Genomic DNA, 18,790 nt, shown 5'->3' with positions numbered 1-18,790 from the left:
CTTTCTACGCTTCGCCTCGCGCCATCGCGTGCGCTTTCCCAATGAGCCGCACCACGAAGGCGCCGGCGTCTCCGGCGACTTCGATGCTTTGTCGGCCGTTCAGGATGCGCGCGTATTGGCGCTCCATGATCACACCAAGTTTGAACTGCGCGAGCACCATGTAATAGGTGAGGTGATCGAGCGATCGGCCGGTGCGTTCGGCGTAATACTCCGCCAAGTCTTCGCGGTAGGGGAAGTCCGTCGGGTCGAAATAGCCAGAGGGCGGGGTACGTTCATCACGTCCGCGATAGGCGTAGAGCACCCAACCGAGATCCAGCAGCGGATCGCCGATCGTCGCCAGCTCCCAGTCGATCATCGCCGCCAGGCGCGCGGGCGCGCCGTGATGAAACATCGCGTTGGCTAAGCTGTAGTCGCCGTGAATGATTCCGGGCTTGGACATCGGCGGCGTGTTGGCCTTGAGCCAGTCGGCGACATAAGCGAGCCCGGGAATGTCGCGCTGCTCGTAGCCTTCGCTTTCCTTGTAAGAAGCGAGTTGAGACATCCAACGCGTGGCTTGGCGCTCAAGGAAGCCTTCCGGCTTGCCGAAGCCCTCTAGGCCGACGGCTTGGTAGTCGACGTTGGCCAAACGCGCGATGCCTTCGACAAGCGCGAACGCGAGAGAGCGTCGGGCCTCGCCCGGTCGGTCATAGGGCGCTGGTAAGTTCTCAAGCGGGTAGCCCAAAAACCCGTCCACCATCGCCATCACATAAAACGGCGCCCCGATCACAGATGAGTCTTCGCAATAAATCTGGAATTCCGGGTGCGGCACGTCAGCCGGCTTTAGCGCCGCCAGCACTTGCGCTTCGCGTGCTATGATCTTGGAGCTATCCGGGCGCGGCGTGCGCGGCGGGCGGCGTAGCACCATAGGCGCACCGTCGCGTGCGATGCAAAGGACGATATTGCTGGCGCCGCCGGCGAGGATCGTGCTGGAAACCGAGCCTTGGCCGAGACCCGGCAAGTTCGCATCAGCCCACACCGCAAAGCGAACGGGATCGAAGACCGATGCATCCGCCTCGGCCATCAGCTCTCCGTTACGAACAAACGCGGTTCGCCATCCACCGTCTCGACGCGTCCGCGCGTGGCGAGCGCTGCACGCGTGAGCGACGCTTCGCGCGGCCTTTTGTTTGAGATCAGCAGCCGACCGTTGTCGTCCTCAAGCGTCCATTGCGCATGATCGAAGCGGGCGCCGCGGCCATCGCACGGGTCGACAGCGATGATTGGTCCGAGCCAGTGAAGCTTCCACGGCTTCAGGCCTGCGGCGCTCAAGCGCTCCCACGCCGAGCCAACGGCGATGATGCGCTGAACCTTCCCGAACACCGTCGTGGGCTTGTGGCCCGCGCCTTCGAGGCCGTCCAACGCTTCCGGCATCAAGCCGAAGATCAGCTTCATCGGAAACAACCGGCAATACATTTCGAGCCGATACGCGTCCCATTGCGTGGGCATTCCGGTGGCGAGCTTTGCGCCACGATCAAAGCCGGACTTGAGCCAAGGCCAAGTGTGTCCCGACTGCGGATAGATGTAGGAGAAAAACACGAAATCGCCGGCTTGCACGTCGGCGTCGCCCAGCATGCTGTTGGCCCACGCTTCATCGGCGATGATGTCGGTCCACGAGATCGGATAGTCGATTGGGCCGTCCGCCATCACAGCACAACCGATGCCCCAAGTATTGGAAGCGCCTTCCACCACGGGGTTTTTGCGATGGCCGCGATTATAGCCTTCGAGCAATTTCAGCGTCTCGGCGCTCGCATTGCTCGGCGCGCCGCCGAGCAGACCGAAATGAGAAGTTTGACTCATTGCTTCGCCGTCCGTGGAATCTTATGGGGCGGCCCGAACTTCACGATTTCCGTGTTGGGCATCAGTTCGACGCTCGGGCGAAGTCCGGTATTCTTCTCCACCGCGTCCGCGACGCGGCGCGCGAGATCAGCCATGTCCGGCGCGCCGTCGTAGCCAACGCGCAGTTTCAGCTCTGACACTTCGCGTTGCGGGCGAATGATCTGGAAGAGGCCGGATGCGGTTTCGGGCACGCTTTCGACCGCGCTCCAGACGTCCGCCGGCATCACACTACGGCCATCGACGATCAGTTCGTCGCCTGCGCGTCCGAGTGGCCAGTAGCGCGCATGCGTGCGGCCGCACGCGCACGGTTCATTCGTCCAGCGCACGAGATCACCCGAACGGAAGCGGATGAGCGGATCGACCTTGTCGACGAGGGCGGTGCATACCATCTCGCCGCGCCCGCCAGATGGGACGGGATCGCCCGTTTCGGGATCGACAACTTCGAAGACGACGAGATCTTCCCATGCGTGGAAGCCGTCGCGCGCTTGGCATTCCCATGCGGTGCCGCAGTCGCCGAGGCTGGTGAATTCGAATACAGGGACGCCCCAGCGCTTCATCAATTCCTTGTTGTGCCGGCCCATCGGCTCGCCGCCATAGATGACGCCCTTGAACGAAGAGAAGACGTCGCGAAGATCCACTTTCGTTTCGGCTTCGAGGCGTTCGAGCGCGTAGATGAGCGGCGAGCTGATGTGAAACATCCAGCTCGGGCGGTATTTGAGACACGCTTGAATCAGGCGCGGCACATCGCTGGCGTCGTGATGAAAGAAGATTGGCGTGGCGCCCATGTCTAGAAAGTAGAGCCGCCCGATCGAGCGGATGACCATCTGGACATCGATCAGGTGATCGCCAGGACGCAGACCGGTTTCCCAGATATCTCGCGCTGTAAAGATCATTTCGCCGCGCGCGGTCCAGCTCTCCGCGAACAAGGTGGGATCACCTGTGGTGCCCGAACTGGTCCCGTAGAGCGCCACTTCTGAAAGAGGGCCGGCGAGCACGCCGCCCATCGGGTCGCCGGTCTCGGCGCGGAAATTCTGGATCGTCGCCTTTTCGATGAACGGCGCGAGGCGCTTGAAATCGCTTATGGAGCGAATGTCGTTGGGCGTAACGCCGGCCTTGTCCCACTCCCGCCGAATGAGCGGTGATCTCTCATATACATGCCCCACCTGCTCGATGAGGCGCTCTTCTTGAACGCGATCGATCTCCGATCTTGGTGCCGTCTCGATTGGATCGAAGTATCTGCGGTCCAAGGGTTTGCGTCCTTCAGTCGGGTGCCTTTTGTGTTCTCCAAGCGACACCAGAAAAGGCCAAGGGCGATCAGGGCATACATCGCACCGGCGATAACGAAGCAGGGCATATTGAAAACCGCCGCCGCAAAGAAGAGCGTCACACTCGCCACGGAATTACATACAGCGTTCGAAAAACGGACCTAGCCGGGCTCAGGGGAGGTAGTACGGTTATGAAGATTGGTGCGAAGCGAGCGCTCTTGTGGGCGACAACGGTTTTGAGCCTGGCGGCCCCCGCCATCGCCGAAGCCCAAACAACAGAAGGCGAAATCGTCGTTACAGCCCGGCGTCGCGAGGAAAACATCCAAGATGTCCCGCTCGCGGTGTCAGCCCTCGGCGCTGAGCAGATTGAGCGCGAAGGCATTACCAACATCATGGACCTGAACGGCTCGGTGCCGAACCTCGTAGTCAGCAATGGGCTCGGCTCGGGTCGTTCGACGCCCGTGTTCACGATCCGGGGATTGAGCCAGCAAGATCTGACAATGCTGTCGGATCCGTCGGTGTCGCTCTACGTGAATGAAGTCCCTGTGCCACGCCCCATCGGGGCGAACCTTGGTTTTTTTGATACGGCGAATGTGCAGGTGCTACGCGGGCCTCAGGGCACGCTGTTCGGCCGCAACACTGTCGGCGGCGCCATTCTGGTGACGCCTGCGGCGCCCACCAGCGACTTCGAAGGTGCGATTTCGCAATCCGCCGCCAATTTCGGGACCTACGAAACGCAAGGCTTCATCAACGTGCCGCTGGACGGGTCCGCAAGCATTCGCGTCGCGGGCATGTGGAACCAAAGCGACGGCTACATCACCGACCTCGTGACGGGCAACGAGATCAATAGCGTTGACGAGCGGGCCTTCCGTGTCGGTTTCGACTTCCATCCGACCGACAGCTTCAACTCGCTGTTCACGGTAATGTCCGCCACATCCGACAATGGCGGAACGGGCGGGTACAATCGCACGGGCGCCGGCACGCCATTTGCGCACGGGCGCCATGAAACGCGCAGCGGCCTCGTCAACGCACGCAGCGAGATCGATGTCTTCAGCTTCGAGAATATTTCTACGCTGGAATTGAACGAGCACGTGACGTTCAAGAACATCGCCGGCTATCGGGAGCTGCAAAATAACACGCTGGAGGACACCGACGGCAGCGATGTGCTCTATCTGACGATTCAACGGGTGACGGAGCAAAACCAAGTCTCGAACGAACTCCAGCTTCAGCTCGACTACGACTGGGGCAATGTCATCTTCGGCGGCTTCTATTTCCGTGAGAAGGGCGATGATCAAGGGTTGAGCGCGGGCTCCGGCGCCGGCGCCGCAAATCCCGCCGCAGATGGCGTCCTGGAAACCTTCGAGGATCTGCGAGATCTCCCGGCCTTCAGCGACACTTGGGTTGGCGGGAGCAACACCAGTTGGGCGATCTTCGCGGAGGGCAATTTCGAATTGGATGCCATCCTCGCTGGTCTGTCGGCGACAGTGGGCGCGCGATTCAACCATGATGAGCGCGACGCCTATGTCAGGAATCGCACCGCCGCGACGTGCCGCTTTACGGTGGACCACGACAACAACACGGCAACGCCTGAAATCAACCCAGGCCTCGCCGGCTGCCAGCTGAACCTCGAAGCGAGCTTTGAAGAGCCAACCTACAATTTGGGGGTTCAATATCAGGCGACCGACGATTTGATGTTCTACCTGGCGACGCGCCACGGCTATCGCAGTGGCGGTTTCGGTGCGCGCGGCGGCACGGAGGCCACGCTGCGGGACGCTTTTGAGCCGGAATTGGTGACAGACTACGAGTTCGGGATGAAGTCGGACTGGGATATCGGCGGTGTATTCGTGCGTACGAATGTCGCGATCTTCCACGCCGAATACACCGACATTCAGCGCTTGCTGACGGCGTTGACGGTCCCACCCACCACGGTCACATGGAATGCGGGTCGAGCCGAAATTCAGGGTATCGAACTCGAGTTCCTGGTGAGGCCAACGGATTGGTTGGAGTTCAGCGGCTTCTACGCCTACACCGACTCTGACTTCCTCGAGTTCATCGGGCCGCCGCCCGGGAACGTGGACTTGTCCGGAAACCCGTTCTCGCGCGCGCCGCGAAACATCTCCAGCGCATCTGCGATCGTGACTTTGCCGATTGATCCTTCACTCGGGGAGGCGAATGTCGGCGTGAGCTTCTTCCACCAAGATCGATATAGCGGAAGCGACTCCTTCAATCCCGCCATTCACTGGATGGAGGCGCACGACTTGGTGGACTTCACTGCGGAATGGAACGGGGTTTTCGGCTCCAGCGTCGATCTTTCGGCCTGGGTGCGCAACGCCTTCGACAATGAGTACGTGAATCCGTACTTCCAGAACTCGGTGACGACTGTGAACGCCGTTGTCGATGCCGAACCGCGCACGTACGGCGTTCGGCTCCGGTACAATTTCGGCGGCGAATAAGGCGCTCGGCCAAACGCCGATATCGGCCGCCGCGCCCTCCCTCCCGGGCGCGGCGGCTTTTTTTTGGAGAGACCGCGCCATGCCCAAGCGTCGTTCGCATTCCGGCATATCGCGGCGGACAGCGTTGACGGGCGCGCTGACATTGGGCGGCGCTGGCGCGGCCTCCTGCGCCGCCGGCGTCGCCCAGGAGCAAACATTTCAGGGCCGTATTGGCGCGACGTTCGATGAGTCGGCACCGAACTTCGCGCGTGAGCGCGACGCGCCTGCGGGCGCACCGAACGTGGTCGTTATTGTTCTCGACGATGTGGGTTTCTCAGATCTGGGTTGTTACGGCGGCGAGATCGCCACGCCGGCGATGGATGCGTTGGCTTCGGGCGGCCTACGCTACACCAGTTTCCGGACGACGGGCGTGTGCTCGTCAACACGCGCGAGCTTGCTGACCGGCCTCAATCCGCACAGCGCCGGTCTTGGCTGGCTGACATTCGCCGATGAGGGCTATCCCGGCTATCGCGGCGATCTCGCCGCGGACGCCATCACGTTGGCGGAGACGCTCAGCGCGCACGGTTATTTGGCCTATCATTGTGGCAAGTGGCACGTGAACGCCGAGGCGTCAGCGACCGCGGTGGGACCGTTTGAGAACTGGCCGTTGCAGCGCGGCTATCAGCGCGCGCATTGGTTTCAAGGTCACTCGCTTCACTATTATCAGCCGTCCAACGTCTACGATGGAAATCAGCGCGTAGAAATTTCAGACCAGTCGTACTTCGCCACGGATGCGTTCACTGACAACGCCATCCGCTACCTGCGCGAGCACGCCGCGGTGGCCGATGGCCGTCCATTCCTCCTCTCTTTGGCTCACGCCGCCGCGCACTCGCCCTTGCACGCCACGCCGGAAGATATCGCCGCGCAGCGGGGCAGATACGAGCTAGGCTGGGACCATGCGCGAGAGGCGCGCCTCGCGCGTCAAATCGAGTTGGGCGTCGTGCCGCCAAACACGCGCTTGCCGCCCCGCAACCGGGGTGTCGCGGCGTGGAGTGAATTGTCGCCCGACCAACGCCGTCTCTACAGCCGCTACATGGAACTCTACGCAGCGGTCGTCGCACGCTTGGATGCGAACATCGGCCGGCTGATCGCGGCGCTCAGCGAGACGGGCGCGCTCGACAACACGATGATCATGCTGATCTCGGACAATGGTGGTTCGCCCGACGGCGCATTGACCGGGACGCCCAACTTGTTGGCGTCCGGAGTCGGAGGCGTGCCTCTCGCCGAAGTGTTGCCGCTGATCGACGAGCTGGGCGGCCCGGGCACCTATCCCATGTACCCGATGGGATGGGCGATGGCGTCGAACACGCCGTTTCGGTCCTACAAGCATGATACCCATCTCGGCGGCGTTGCCGATCCGCTGATCGTGCATTGGCCACGCGGAATTGCGGCTCGCGGCGAAGTACGCCCGCAATACGCGCATGTCAGCGATGTCCTTCCGACCATCCTTGCCTGCTCTGGAGTTCGGCCGCTGGAGGCGAGAAACGGGCGTGCCGCCAAGTCGATCCAAGGAATCGATTTTAGCCCGACATTCGCTCGCGCGGAGGCGCCGGAGACGAGAACCGCGCAGCACTTCGAACTCAACGGCACGCGCGCAATGTACGCAGAAGGGTGGCGGCTGGTGTCGAAAGCGCCGTTTCGGCAGGAGGGCGATGGCTGGGAGCTCTACAATCTCGCCGAGGCCTGCAACGAACTGGAAGATGTGGCCGCCGCGCACCCGGAAAAGGTGGCCGAGCTAGAGCAGCGCTGGATCCAGGCCGCTCACCGCTATGACGTCTTTCCGATCGACACGCGCACGATCAAGGAAAAGTCGTGGGGCCCGTTCTTTCGCGGCGGCGAACGTTCGCGGTGGGTGCTCACACCCCCGATCGACTTGATCCCGGAAGAAGCAGCGCCCGCTCTCGTCGGCCGCTCCCATACAATCGAGATCGTGCTGCAAGCGCCGTTGCGCGCCGGCCAAGACGGCGTGCTTCTCGCGTCAGGCAACGTGTTTCTCGGTTGCGTGCTCTATCTGCAAGGCGGCAAGCTCGTCCATGAGTTCTCATGCTTGCCGCGTTCGCTGCGCACCGAAGCGCCCGCGCCCGTCGGCGCATCCAGGATCGTCCTTCGGCACGAGGTGACATCGCGGCCATGGCAGGGTTTGGTCGAACTCTTCGCAGATGATCGCAGCCTCATCCGTCAGCACCACGAACCTTTGTTGTTCGGTCGAGCCATGCAAGGGCTACAGATCGGCCGCAATGGTTCGACGCCGACGAGCAAGGCGTATGAGCGACCATTCGAGTTTCGCGGCGCCATTCGTTCGGTGATCATCGACCTCGACAACTCGCCCTACACGCCGGAGGAGATCGCGTCGGCGCTGCGGCCGCCGCGTCGAGTTTGACAATGATCCGCTTCGACAACCAAGTCGCGATTGTCACCGGTGCGGGCGGCGGCATGGGGCGCTGTTATGCGCTGGAGCTCGCGCGACGCGGCGCGCGCGTGGTGGTCAATGACTATGGCGGCGACATGTTCGGCCGCGACGCGGGAGCTGCCGCGGTGGCGGACGCTGTCGTCGCGGAGATTCGAGCGGACGGCGGCGACGCGATTGCGAGCAATCTCCCTGTTGGCGCCGCTGACGAGGCGCGCGCGATCGTGGCGGCGGCGATTGAGGCGTATGGGCGCGTCGATGTCTTGATCAACAACGCGGGCATTTCGGCATCGGGCGCGCTCACCGCGGTGAGCGACGAGCGCATCGAGAACGCGTATCGCACCAATGTTATCGGGCCGCACCATCTCACACGCGCGGTTTGGCCGATTATGGCGACGCAGGGCTATGGCCGCATCCTCAACATCGCCTCGAATGCTGCGCTGGGCATGGGTGGCAGCTCGGCCTACGCAGCCAGCAAATCCGGGCTCATCGGGTTGACCTTCGATGCCGCCAAGGAAGGGGCGGCGCTGGGCATTCATGTGAATGCGCTGATGCCTTCGGCCTATAGCCGCATGATCGAGGCGGTCCCCGATCGCACGTTCATCGACTGGATGCGCGAGCAATTGCCGGCGGAGAGCGTGGCGGCGGTGGCGATTTATCTTGTCAGCTCCGAGGCGCGCGCCACGGGCGCCGTGTTCAGCACCGGCGGCGGGCGGCTCGCGCGCGTGGCCTGGGTTGAGGCGGAGGGCGTGATCGAGCGCGACGTTGCGCCCGAGCGCGTAGCGGATTTGATCGACCGCGCCTCAGATATGTCGGGCGCCACGCTGGTGGACAGCCAGCAGGCGGAGATAGAATTGTACATGCGTGCCTTTCCAATGGCCGATGGACGCGTGGCCAAGACCTTGCCGGCGTCCGCGTTCGCCAAGCCGCGGCCGGAGTCGCAATGAGCCGAAATGACTTCTGACGCATCCTGGCTGAACGGGCGGCGCGTGTTCGCGATCTCGATCGGACACGACATGCTGGCGGGCGTCGCGAATGGCATGGGCGACGCCGGCGCCGAGGTCGTACGGATCGGCGCGGATATCAATCTTTCGTCGCGCAAGACGGTAGCCGCCGGGATCGCCGCGGCGATCGCCAAGCACGGCGCGCCGGAATTGGTCGCGATAAGCGTGATCCCACTCCAAGCCATGCGTGTCGAAACCGTAGCGGCGATGGCGGAGGCCGATTGGCGTGATGCGGCAATGGACGGATTGCGGACCACGACGCGGCTGCTGCAGGCGCTCGGGCCGCACCTCAAGCCGCGCGGTGGGGCGATCGTGTTCGTTGCGCCGTCGCTGTCGCTGGTCGGCGCGCCCGGCATGGTCGCGCTCTCGACTTTGCTCGAAGGCCAGCGCGGCTTGATGAAGGCTGTGGCGCGCCAATGGGGCGGCTCGGGCGTCACGCTGAACTGGGTGTCCGCCGCGCCGCGTGCGCTCGCGCCATTCGAGGACGTGGCGCTGGCCGCTAAGCCGGACGCGGTGAGCGTGGCGCTCGGGCGCGCACCCGATCCGCGCGCCGAGATCGCACCGATCCTGGGTTTTCTCGCCAGCGAAGCGGGACGGTCGATAACCGGGGCCACGCTGATGGTTGATGGCGGCGAATGGATGGTCCCATGAGTGCGATGGATTGGTCCAATTCCCGCGGCGTCCTCAATGGGCGGGTCGCGATCGTTACGGGCGCTGGCGGTGGCATTGGCCGCGGTCTGGCTTGCGCGCTCGCGCTGGCGGGCGCCCGCGTGGTGATTGCCGCGCGCCGCCGCTCAACCGGCGAAGAGACGGCCGAACTCGTCTGCGCCGATGGCGGAGAGGCGCTGGTCGTCGAAACCGACGTCGCCCAACGTCCGGCGATCGACGCGCTTATCGAGGGAAGCGTCGCCGCTTATGGCGGCATCGATATTGTCATTCACAACGCGTCCAGCGCTCTGTCGGGGAAGGCGTTCGCACTGGAAGACGTAAACGATGAAAATTGGGACGAACAATGCGGCACGGCGCTCGGGGCGGCGTTTCATCTGGCGCAGGCATCCTTCCCGCACCTGCGCGACAGTGGGCGTGGCCGGTTCATCATCTTTACGTCCTCGCAAGGCTTGCACGGCGGCGCGATGAACCCGGTCTATGCGGCGACGAAGAACGCACAGCGCGGTTTCGCCAAGGCGTTGGCTCGTGAATGGGGCCCGCACGGCATCACCGTCAATGCGGTGGCGCCCGCCGCGCTGACGGACGGCGCGCGCCACTATCTCGCCCGCGATCCGGAGCGCTCGGCCCAGGCGCTCGCGAGCTTTCCGCTCGGCCGCATGGGCGACATGCGCGACGATATCGGAGCGATGGTCGTGGCTATGTGCAGCGACTATTGGCGCTACGTGACGGGGCAGGTGATCAACGCCGACGGTGGTTACTACACGGCGCTTTAGCTCATCGCTGGGGCGATGAGTGCGCCGCAGCGTCGGCAAGCGACTTAGCGCGCGATACGATAGGGCTTCGCCGACCGATGGAGCCGGGAACATGAAGGTCCGCTACCCCAAGATGGACTTCTCGAAGATACGCCCGCACTGGGCGCCGCACATCGAGTTCGTCCAGCGCGCCAACGCAAGCTCGACCATACCGTCGTACGTAGAACCCTACCTCGTGAAGGTGATGCTGAAGGCCAAAGCCGTCCTCGATCCGCGCGAGACCGAGCTGCACCGCGGACTAGCGATCTTCATCAAGCAGGAAGCTCAGCACTGCAAACAGCATAATGCGTTCAACGAACGCCTGCGTTCATCGGGTTATCCGGAGCTTGCAGATCACGAAGCCAAGCTCGACGCTGATCTTACCCGTTTTCTCGAGACCAAATCTCTGAAGTTCAATCTGGCGTACGCCGACGGCTTCGAAGCCATGGGGGCGCTTGGCGCGACCATGTGGTTCGACGCCTACAACAAATATCTCGAAGGCGCCGACCAGGACGCCGTTGACCTTTGGCGCTGGCACATGGCTGAGGAGTACGAACACCGCGAGGTCGCGTTCAAAATTTACCAGAAGCTCTATGGTAAGAACGACCTGCTGAACGGCTGGCTCTATCGCGCTTACGGCTTCCTATTCGCGATCGTGCATTTGATAGGCTATGGCAAGCGCGTTGGCGCGTACTTGCTCGGCAAGGATCGTGAGCGCATGTCCGCGGCCGAGCGCGAGGCGTCGATTGCGCGCGAGAAAGAGTTCGCGAAGACAACCGGCAAGAAGGCGATCCCCGAACTGCTGAAGGTTCTCTCACCCACTTACAATCCGGCGAACACGCGGGCGCCCGAAGGCGTCGGGCCTTACCTCACCCAATACGAAACCGAGCCGACATGAGCGGAGTGTCGAGGCGATGAAAGAACTCCCTCCGGCAGCGGCGATGATGCGCACGGCGCAAGCCGCGACTGGTCTTTCCGATTGGGGGGACAGTCTATTTCGCGAACCGTTCGAGGTTCTGATCGACGATCTCAACACCATCGCGAACCTGACGCCGCTCGGCGCCGAGCGCGCGCACCGGCGCTTGTTCGACAATCTCTGCATGCGCCTCAAAACAACCGAGGACCGCAAGCGCTTTCCCGATATCGCCAAGGAGAAGATCGAGCGTCCAATCTTCGTGATCGGCCTGCCGCGCGCAGGCACCACGTTCTTTCACAATATGCTGAGCGCCGATCCCGTGAACCGTTCGCCGCTCACGTGGGAGATCATGTATCCCTCTCCGCCGCCGGAGGAGGAGAGTTTCGACACCGACCCCCGTATCGCACGTGCATCGGAAGCGATGGCGTTCGAAGGCTTCATGGCGCCCGAGCTCCTGGCCATTCATCCGTTTGACGCGCTCCGACCAGAGGAGTGCAATTTCCTCTGGGAGCTTTCTTTCCTCACCGTAAACTATGCGGCGTGGTGGAACGTACCGAACTACACGAAGCTGCTCTACAGCGTCGATTTCACCGGCGTGTATCAGGAAGAGCGGCAATTGCTCCAATTGCTGCAATCGCGACGCCGGCGCGACCGTTGGGTGCTGAAGACGCCCGCGCACATCGCTTGGATGGATGAGCTGATCGCGGTGTTTCCCGATGCGCTGTTCGTGCAGTGCCACCGCGATCCGGCCAAGATCATTCCATCGCTCTCGAATAACCTCACCGTCTGGCGCAGCACGTTTTCAGGCAACGTGAAACCAAGCGACTTCGGCATGATGGAGCATCAAGCCGAAGGGCTGCGCAAGCTGGCGGCGATGCGCAAGCGTCCGGGCATGGCCGAGCGCTTCTACGACGCGCACTATCTCGACGTGCAAGCTGATCCGCTCGCCGTGTTCCGCGGCTGCTATCAGAAGTTCGGCATTTCGTTTTCACCGCAGCGCGAGGCCGCCATCCGCGCGTGGATGGAAGCCGACCGCGCGTCGCACGCAAAGGGGCCGAAGCACGCCTACGCTCTGCCCGATTTCGGACTCGACCTGGCGCAAATTGACCGTGTTTATGCGGACTATTACGCCGACTTCAACGTCGGCAAGGAACGCTGAGTCTTAGGTGGCGTACTTGATGGGGTTGAGCACGGGCGCGGCGATATGCTGGCCGCCGTCGGCATGGACGATCTGGCCATTCACGAACGCGCTATCCGCCGATGCCAGAAAGAGCGCAGCGCCGCCGATATCTTCCACCGGGTCGCCGGCGCGCCGAAGCGGAACCTGGCCGGTGAACAAGTCGATGATCTTCGGTCGCTTCTCGCGCGCCGCGCGCAGCTCGGACGTATCGGCGAAGGGCAGCAGCAAGTTGGTCGTGATCCCCCATTTGCCCCACTCGATGGCAGCCGTGCGTGTTAGTCCGACCAGCGCGTACGCGGCTGCATTGTAAGCGCCGATGCCTTCGCCCACAGTTTCGCCGTAGCGGTGTCCGATCAGGATAATGCGCCCGCCGCCACGCGCGCGCATTGCCGGCGCCGCCGCTTGCATCATGCGCGCGCAAGCGACGACGCGTTGCAGCGCCGCGTCGAACGCCGCCGGCGATTGCGTCTCAAGCGGCGCCAGATTGGGCGCTCCGAGAATGTTCAGCACCAGGATATCGAGTGCATTCGGCGCCGCGTTGTCCATGGCGTCCGCGAGTGACACCGATGCGCCTTCGCGCGTGAAGCGCTTGGCGATTCCGCGCCCGATCTCGTCGCCGCCGACGACCAATACGTGCATGCCCGCGAGCTCAGCCATGTGCACCCGCCGCGCGATGAGGATCGTAACCCAGCGTATGCAATTGCGGCATGCCGAGCAGGCTCTGGCCGCCATCGATGAAAAGCGCTTGCCCGGTGATGAAGCTGCCACTGTCCGAGCAGAGACCCGCGATCGCGGCGCCGATATCTTCCTCGGCGCGCCCATGCCGGCGCAGTGGGATGGCGTTGGCGGAGGCTTCCGCGCGTTTTGGATCGCCCTCGAAGAATGCGGCGTAGGAGGGGCTCATGCCGGAGGGCAGAACGGTATTCACTGTGATCCCGTATTGCCCCCATTCATTGGCGAGCGTGCGCGTCAGCGCCTGGATGGCTTCCTTGCAGGCATTGTAAGCAGCGCCGTATTTCGCACCGAACACGCCGTTGGTGGAGGCGAAATTGATGACGCGGCCGGCTCCCGCCGCGCGCATGTGCGGAAACGCCGCCTGTGCGGTCCAGAGTGAGGCGTAGAGCCCAGAGCGCATCGTGCTTTCAAAATGGCCGTCGTTGGCGGGATCGAGCGTCTCAATGTGCGGCGTCTGCGCCTGCGCGTTGTTGACCAGGATGTCGACACGGCCGAAATGCGTCGCCGCGTCGCTCACAACGGTTTGAGCGCTTGGCTTGTTCGACAGGTCGGCCGGCAGAAAGAGTGCATCGGCGCCGATGGCGTGCAGTTTCGCCATCACTGCCTCGCCTTTGGCGCGTGAGCGGCCATTGATCACAACGCGCGCGCCTTCCTTCGCGAAGCGCAAAGCGATGCCTTCGCCTAGACCCTGTGTCGATCCGGTGACGATCACGACTTTGCCGGTGAACCTGCCCACGCGCCCTCCTAGAACAAGCTCTTGGTGTAGCCGCCGTCGATGCGGATGGTTTCGCCGGTGATGAACGCGGCTCGCGTCGAACATAGGAATGCAACCAGATCGCCCATTTCACGCGGCTCGCCCCAGCGGCCGACGGGAAGCATCTTGGCGTACCATTCAGCGGTCTTCACGCCCGTGCCGGATGCGCGATACTGGTGCGAGAGTTCGCTCTCAAAGGGACCGGTGGCGATGGTGTTCGCCGTGATGCCATACGGACCGTTCTCTTGCGCCAGCGTCTTCATAAGCGCGGCTGCGGCGACGCGAATGTTCGTGGCCGGCATCGGATCGTCCAGGTGTGGCGTCTTCATCGCGATCGAGCCGATATTGACCAATCGTCCCCAATTCTTGGCGCGCATGGCCGGGAGGACGGCGCGCGCAAGCCTGACCTGCGTCATCATAAACATGGAATAGGCCAGTTCAAAGTCCTCGTCCGACGAGTTCTCGAAGCCGCGCCAGCGGTTCGTCGCTTTGTCGGGCACAGGACCAGGCGGATTGACGACGAGGATGTCGGCGTCGCCGAATACGCTCTTCGCGGCTTCGGTGATCGATGCGACGCCGCCTTCGGTTAGCATATCGGCGACGACGCCCGTGACGCGTCCGCCAGCGTTGCGTATGGCGGCTACGCTGGCTTCGACCGCGTCCGTGTTGCGTCCGCTGAGCAGCACACTCGCACCTTCCGCGGCGAGACTTTCCGAGATGCCGCGCCCGCAGCCTCGGCTGCCGCCGGCGACGATGGCGACCTTGTCCTTGAGGCCGAGATCCACGCTTTAGGTCTCCTCGCCACAGTGTAGGCGCGACGACGCATAAGCAGAGCGGACGAGCAGAGCCATCGTATCCGCGATGAACAACTGAGACGGCGCTTGGCGTTGCGAGGCCGTGCCTTAATGTGCTTGCCCGGCCAATCACTCGAGCGCCAGACATGAACCTTTCGCCCACGCCCAAGTTCGCGACCGCCACATCGCAGCGGGTGTGGGAAGACTATTTGACGACAATCGACGAAGCGCGCGCGCTGGTGCTCAATTCGCGTTGGGCCGATGACCCTGTCGGGTGCGCGCAGGCGCAGTACCTAATCCAGATGCTGCAAGCGTTCGGGTTTAGCGTCTACATGGCGCCGCGGCAGCGTTATCCGCATTTCTACATGCAGACGATCTTCTTGCCGTTCGAGTCCGGCTTCGGGGCGCCGTGCCCCGATTTCCACTATCGCTGGACGTTTGTCGACGGCTCGAAAACCTATCGGCTGAAGGGAAAAGTGGGCAGCACGCGCTGGCTTGAACTGCAGGCGCAACGCGGCTTCTGGGGCGACGCTAACCAATCCAATCTCGGAACCTGGGATTTCGACGATTTCAACATCGCCGCGGACGGCAGCTTCGAGATCATCGCCTCGCCCAAAAGACACGATGGCAATTGGATCGAACTCGATCCCGCCGCGCCGAACATCACTGTGATGCTGCGCGAGGCTTGGTACGATTGGGAAAACGAGAAGGGCATCGACATTCATATCGAATGCCTCGATCGGGACGCGAATGAGCCGGTAGCGCTCAGCCAGGCCGAAGTGGAGCGGCGCGTGAAGGCGATTGGCTTCCTGACTAAGTTCTCCGTCGATTTCTTTTTGAAGCTCGTGGATCGCATTCTGGCCGAAGGTGGCGACAAGAACACTTTCTGGGCGGAAAACATGGCTGAGACAAAGAATGTCGGCGGCAACCCGCGCGCTGTTTATCCGAAGATCGTGTTCGAGCTTGAAGAGGACGAGGCGATCATCTGCGAAAGCGAGATTCCAAACGCTCGCTTCTGGAGCGTGCAGGTGGCCGATCCGTTCTTTCAGACTGTGGATTACGCCTACCATCAGAGTTCGCTCAACGGTCATCAGGCGCAGCTCGATGCGGACGGCAAGGCCCGCATTGTCATCGCGCGGAAAGATCCCGGCGTGCCGAATTGGATCGACACGGTCGACAATGGCACTGGAGTGTTTCAGTGGCGCTGGTACGTGGCCGATCGTCATCCGATGCCGACGGCGCGCAAAGTCAAGCTCGCGGAACTACGTGAACACTTGCCCGCGGATACACCCGTGGTGACGCCCGCACAGCGCCGTGAGATCATTCATCGGCGAGCGAAGGCTGTGCTGCGCCGGTTCGGCATCTGAGGGAGCAGCATGGGTGCGATCGAGGTCCGCGCGTTCCGCATTGAAACGTCGCAAGTCCGGCTGGACGAAATTCACCGCAAACTGGCAGCGGCGCATTTCACCTACGCGCCCACCGATGACGGCGATTGGCGCTACGGCGCTGACGTGGCATATCTCAAGGAATTCGTCACCTATTGGCTAGAACGCTACGACTGGCGCGCGGCGGAGGCCGAACTCAATCGCTTCCCGCAATTCAAGGCGAACGTCGAAGGCCTGGATGTGCATTTCTACCACATCCGCGGCAAGGGTCCGTCGCCGTTGCCGCTGATCCTCACGCATGGCTGGCCCGGCTCGACCTACGAATTCTTTGGCGCGATCGAGCGGCTGAGCGATCCGGCGCGTTTCGGTGGAGATCCGCGCGACGCGTTCGATGTCATCGTGCCGTCTCTGCCCGGATATGGGCCCTCGCAACGGCCCGCGACGCCCGTTGGCCCACGCTACGTTGCGAGCCTTTGGCACAAACTTATGGTCGAGGCGCTAGGCTACACGCGTTTCGTGGCGCAAGGCGGCGACTGGGGTAGCGCCGTTACATCCTGGCTTGGCGCCACGGCGCCGGAGGTCGCGGGGATACACCTCAATTTGTGCGTGCCTCCGGCAATCGCACTGGAACAGATGAGCGCCGAGGAACGCGAATGGCGCGCACGGTTCGAGGCGGTGCAACGCCAGGCCTCGGCGTACATGATGCTGCACATGACCAAGCCGCAGACGATCGCCATCGCGCTCTCCGACTCCCCGATGGGGTATGCGGCCTGGGTGCTGGAGAAATTCCATGGCTGGGGCGATACCCGGGGCGACATCGAAACCCGCTTCAGCAAGGATCAATTGATCACCAATCTGATGATCCACCTGACCAATGACGCCGTGACGTCGATGATTTGGTCTTATGTCGGCGCGGCCATGGAAGTACGGCGCGGCGAGCACGCAGGATTGAGAGTGAATGTGCCCACAGCTTGCGCGCTTTATCCCGCTGAATTCCTGCCGCACCCGCCTCGCAGTGTCGCTGAGCGCGTTTGGAACATCACGCGCTGGGAGGAGATGAAGTCCGGCGGTCACTTTGCTGCATTCGAAGAACCGGAGGCTTTCGCCGCGGACGTCACGGAGGCCTTTCGGTCGCTGCGCTAGCGCACGCGCACGATCGGTGGCGGCTTATAGGATAGATCAAGCACGTCCGGCGTTGGCCAGTAGAGGCGCGCCACGACTTGAAAGCCCTTAAGCGGAATCGGCAGCCAATTCGCTTGCCGATCCGGCGCCGGCGGTTGGTTCTGCAGATAGAGTGTGAGCGAGCCGTCGCCGGCGCGCACCATGTCGCGATCGCGATCGCCGCGTTTGTAGCGGCCACTTGGATGCGGCGAGAGCAGCCGCGTTTCCGCGTCGTAGACCGTGAAGGACCAGAAACCTTTCGCGGGGACCGGGCCATCGAAGCGCAAGGTGTACGCAGCATCGGCGCCGTTGAGCAACGCGCCGTCGGCATCAACGTCGCAATTCATGTACACCACTTCCTCGGCCGGCGGACCCCATATGGCGTATTTCGCAAGGACGGCGCGGCACTCGAACGCGCGCGTGCTGCCGGCGAGCACGTCGCGCCCGCCGCGCAAGTCGAGGGGGTATGTCCATCCATTGATGGGGTCGCCGAGATGAGCGAGCCGCTTGGTGATTCTTGCGCGCGCCGCGCCAATGCCGCGCATGATCGCCGCGACATGATGCTCACGCAGTGCAGTTTCATCGAACGCCGCGCCCGGCGTCGCGCCGATGCGAGCGAAGCGCGCGAACAAATCTCGCTCGCTAGGATGGATCGTCGCTACAATCATCAGGGCGTTGAAGACGCGTATAAACGCCGGCGTGGGGCATTCATAGAAGCCGCCTTCAAACAAGGCGGATTCGGGCGACGGCAGGTTGAGAAGTGTTGCTGCCGGCGTGGGTTCACCGAGCACGGCGCTGAGCGGCCGCAGGTCGTACTGATCTTGGAGCCGATGGATCGCCGCGACATCGCCGTCGTTCTCGACCACGACGCGAACGAAGAGCTTCACGATCGAGCTTTCGGCGCTGATCACTTCATCGACGAAATCTGACTTCGGTCCGGTCCAATCGGGACCCGCTATGAGATAGGTGCGCGATCCATTGCCGACATCACGCGTGCCGCGCGTGACGAAGCACATCGTGTACCAATCGTTCGCCTGAATGTCGTGAAAGCGGAAATCCTCGAACGCGGGATTGGTGAGCACGAAGGGCTCGGCGCGAAGGTCGAGCCAGACTGCCGAGTAGAGCGTGTCCGTGTTCACCCATGGGATGGTGTTGTTGAGTGCAGGGCTCGCGAGCTCACGGAAGTGCGTGAAACGGTTGAACGCTTGCCGTTCTGGCGCGGCCGGTCCCGCCACTTGGCGATGGAAGAAGCCGTACGCCACCAGCATCGGATAGGCGTAGAGGTATGCTTCCTCGGCGAGTTCCGCAACTTCGGCATCGCTCAGCGAGGGATCAACCTGGCCTGTCATGGCGTGCTGCCCATCC

The 18,790-nt window shown here is 62.7% G+C and carries 16 protein-coding genes; 9 read left to right on the top strand and 7 right to left on the bottom strand.

All coding sequences use genetic code 11. The features are described from left to right. Positions 1 to 4: 4 nt before the first annotated feature. Genes DSM104635_RS14935 through DSM104635_RS14925 form a run of 3 tightly spaced genes read right to left on the bottom strand, consistent with a single transcriptional unit; the run spans position 5 to position 3,119 of the window. On the bottom strand, positions 5 to 1,060 hold the full coding sequence (locus DSM104635_RS14935; RefSeq protein WP_158766971.1) for a phosphotransferase family protein: 1,056 nt from the start codon (positions 1,058 to 1,060) through the stop codon (positions 5 to 7). After that, positions 1,060 to 1,833, bottom strand: coding sequence for a hypothetical protein (locus DSM104635_RS14930; RefSeq protein WP_158766970.1), 774 nt, complete (start codon positions 1,831 to 1,833; stop codon positions 1,060 to 1,062). The genes DSM104635_RS14935 and DSM104635_RS14930 overlap by 1 nt, the downstream gene beginning before the upstream one ends. Continuing rightward, entirely contained in the window at positions 1,830 to 3,119 is a 1,290-nt protein-coding gene (locus DSM104635_RS14925) for a phenylacetate--CoA ligase family protein (protein WP_158766969.1), read from the bottom strand. The genes DSM104635_RS14930 and DSM104635_RS14925 overlap by 4 nt, the downstream gene beginning before the upstream one ends. A 209-nt stretch (positions 3,120 to 3,328) precedes the next feature. Here DSM104635_RS14925 and DSM104635_RS14920 point away from each other — a divergent pair, with 209 nt between their 5' ends. From DSM104635_RS14920 to DSM104635_RS14890, 7 genes are all read left to right on the top strand, one after another. Continuing rightward, a complete protein-coding gene (locus DSM104635_RS14920; RefSeq protein ID WP_158766968.1) occupies positions 3,329 to 5,590 on the top strand; it encodes a TonB-dependent receptor in 2,262 nt (753 codons plus the stop codon). 79 nt (positions 5,591 to 5,669) lie between these two features. Beyond that, positions 5,670 to 8,009 (top strand): arylsulfatase, encoded by a 2,340-nt coding sequence (locus DSM104635_RS14915; protein ID WP_158766967.1) that lies wholly within the window; start codon positions 5,670 to 5,672, stop codon positions 8,007 to 8,009. Between the two features lie 2 nt (positions 8,010 to 8,011). Further along, on the top strand, positions 8,012 to 8,983 hold the full coding sequence (locus tag DSM104635_RS14910) for an SDR family NAD(P)-dependent oxidoreductase (RefSeq protein WP_158766966.1): 972 nt from the start codon (positions 8,012 to 8,014) through the stop codon (positions 8,981 to 8,983). A 6-nt stretch (positions 8,984 to 8,989) separates the two neighbouring features. Next, complete coding sequence (locus tag DSM104635_RS14905) at positions 8,990 to 9,691, top strand: SDR family oxidoreductase (RefSeq protein ID WP_158766965.1); 702 nt, start codon at positions 8,990 to 8,992, stop codon at positions 9,689 to 9,691. After that, complete coding sequence (locus DSM104635_RS14900) at positions 9,688 to 10,482, top strand: SDR family NAD(P)-dependent oxidoreductase (protein ID WP_228445710.1); 795 nt, start codon at positions 9,688 to 9,690, stop codon at positions 10,480 to 10,482. The genes DSM104635_RS14905 and DSM104635_RS14900 overlap by 4 nt, the downstream gene beginning before the upstream one ends. Positions 10,483 to 10,573: 91 nt before the next feature. After that, positions 10,574 to 11,398, top strand: coding sequence for a metal-dependent hydrolase (locus DSM104635_RS14895; protein ID WP_158766964.1), 825 nt, complete (start codon positions 10,574 to 10,576; stop codon positions 11,396 to 11,398). Between the two features lie 16 nt (positions 11,399 to 11,414). Beyond that, the gene (locus DSM104635_RS14890; RefSeq protein WP_158766963.1) at positions 11,415 to 12,575 is read left to right on the top strand and encodes a sulfotransferase family protein; all 1,161 of its coding nucleotides are present in this window, start codon (positions 11,415 to 11,417) and stop codon (positions 12,573 to 12,575) included. Between the two features lie 3 nt (positions 12,576 to 12,578). Here DSM104635_RS14890 and DSM104635_RS14885 read toward each other — a convergent pair whose 3' ends face one another. From DSM104635_RS14885 to DSM104635_RS14875, 3 genes are read right to left on the bottom strand one after another with little or no spacing between them, the layout of a single operon-like run. After that, positions 12,579 to 13,253, bottom strand: a complete 675-nt coding sequence (locus tag DSM104635_RS14885; protein ID WP_158766962.1) for an SDR family NAD(P)-dependent oxidoreductase — start codon at positions 13,251 to 13,253, stop codon at positions 12,579 to 12,581. Continuing rightward, a complete protein-coding gene (locus DSM104635_RS14880; RefSeq protein WP_158766961.1) occupies positions 13,246 to 14,067 on the bottom strand; it encodes an SDR family NAD(P)-dependent oxidoreductase in 822 nt (273 codons plus the stop codon). Before DSM104635_RS14880 ends, DSM104635_RS14885 begins: the two co-directional genes overlap by 8 nt. An 8-nt stretch (positions 14,068 to 14,075) precedes the next feature. Beyond that, positions 14,076 to 14,870, bottom strand: coding sequence for an SDR family oxidoreductase (locus tag DSM104635_RS14875; protein ID WP_158766960.1), 795 nt, complete (start codon positions 14,868 to 14,870; stop codon positions 14,076 to 14,078). Positions 14,871 to 15,025: 155 nt separating this feature from the next. On the opposite strand from DSM104635_RS14875, the gene DSM104635_RS14870 reads away from it, so the two are divergent. Together DSM104635_RS14870 and DSM104635_RS14865 are read left to right on the top strand one after the other, a co-directional pair. Then, positions 15,026 to 16,246, top strand: coding sequence for a DUF1214 domain-containing protein (locus DSM104635_RS14870; RefSeq protein WP_158766959.1), 1,221 nt, complete (start codon positions 15,026 to 15,028; stop codon positions 16,244 to 16,246). A 9-nt stretch (positions 16,247 to 16,255) separates the two neighbouring features. Further along, the gene (locus tag DSM104635_RS14865; protein WP_158766958.1) at positions 16,256 to 17,407 is read left to right on the top strand and encodes an epoxide hydrolase family protein; all 1,152 of its coding nucleotides are present in this window, start codon (positions 16,256 to 16,258) and stop codon (positions 17,405 to 17,407) included. Here DSM104635_RS14865 and DSM104635_RS14860 read toward each other — a convergent pair. After that, complete coding sequence (locus DSM104635_RS14860) at positions 17,404 to 18,774, bottom strand: DUF1254 domain-containing protein (protein ID WP_158766957.1); 1,371 nt, start codon at positions 18,772 to 18,774, stop codon at positions 17,404 to 17,406. The genes DSM104635_RS14865 and DSM104635_RS14860 overlap by 4 nt on opposite strands. Positions 18,775 to 18,790: the final 16 nt, after the last annotated feature.

It is taken from the genome of Terricaulis silvestris, from assembly GCF_009792355.1.
Taxonomy (GTDB): Bacteria; Pseudomonadota; Alphaproteobacteria; order Caulobacterales; family Aquidulcibacteraceae; genus Vitreimonas; species Vitreimonas silvestris.
The sequence above is the reverse complement of the archived record's forward strand: the minus strand, read 5'-3'. Positions and strand labels throughout refer to the sequence as shown.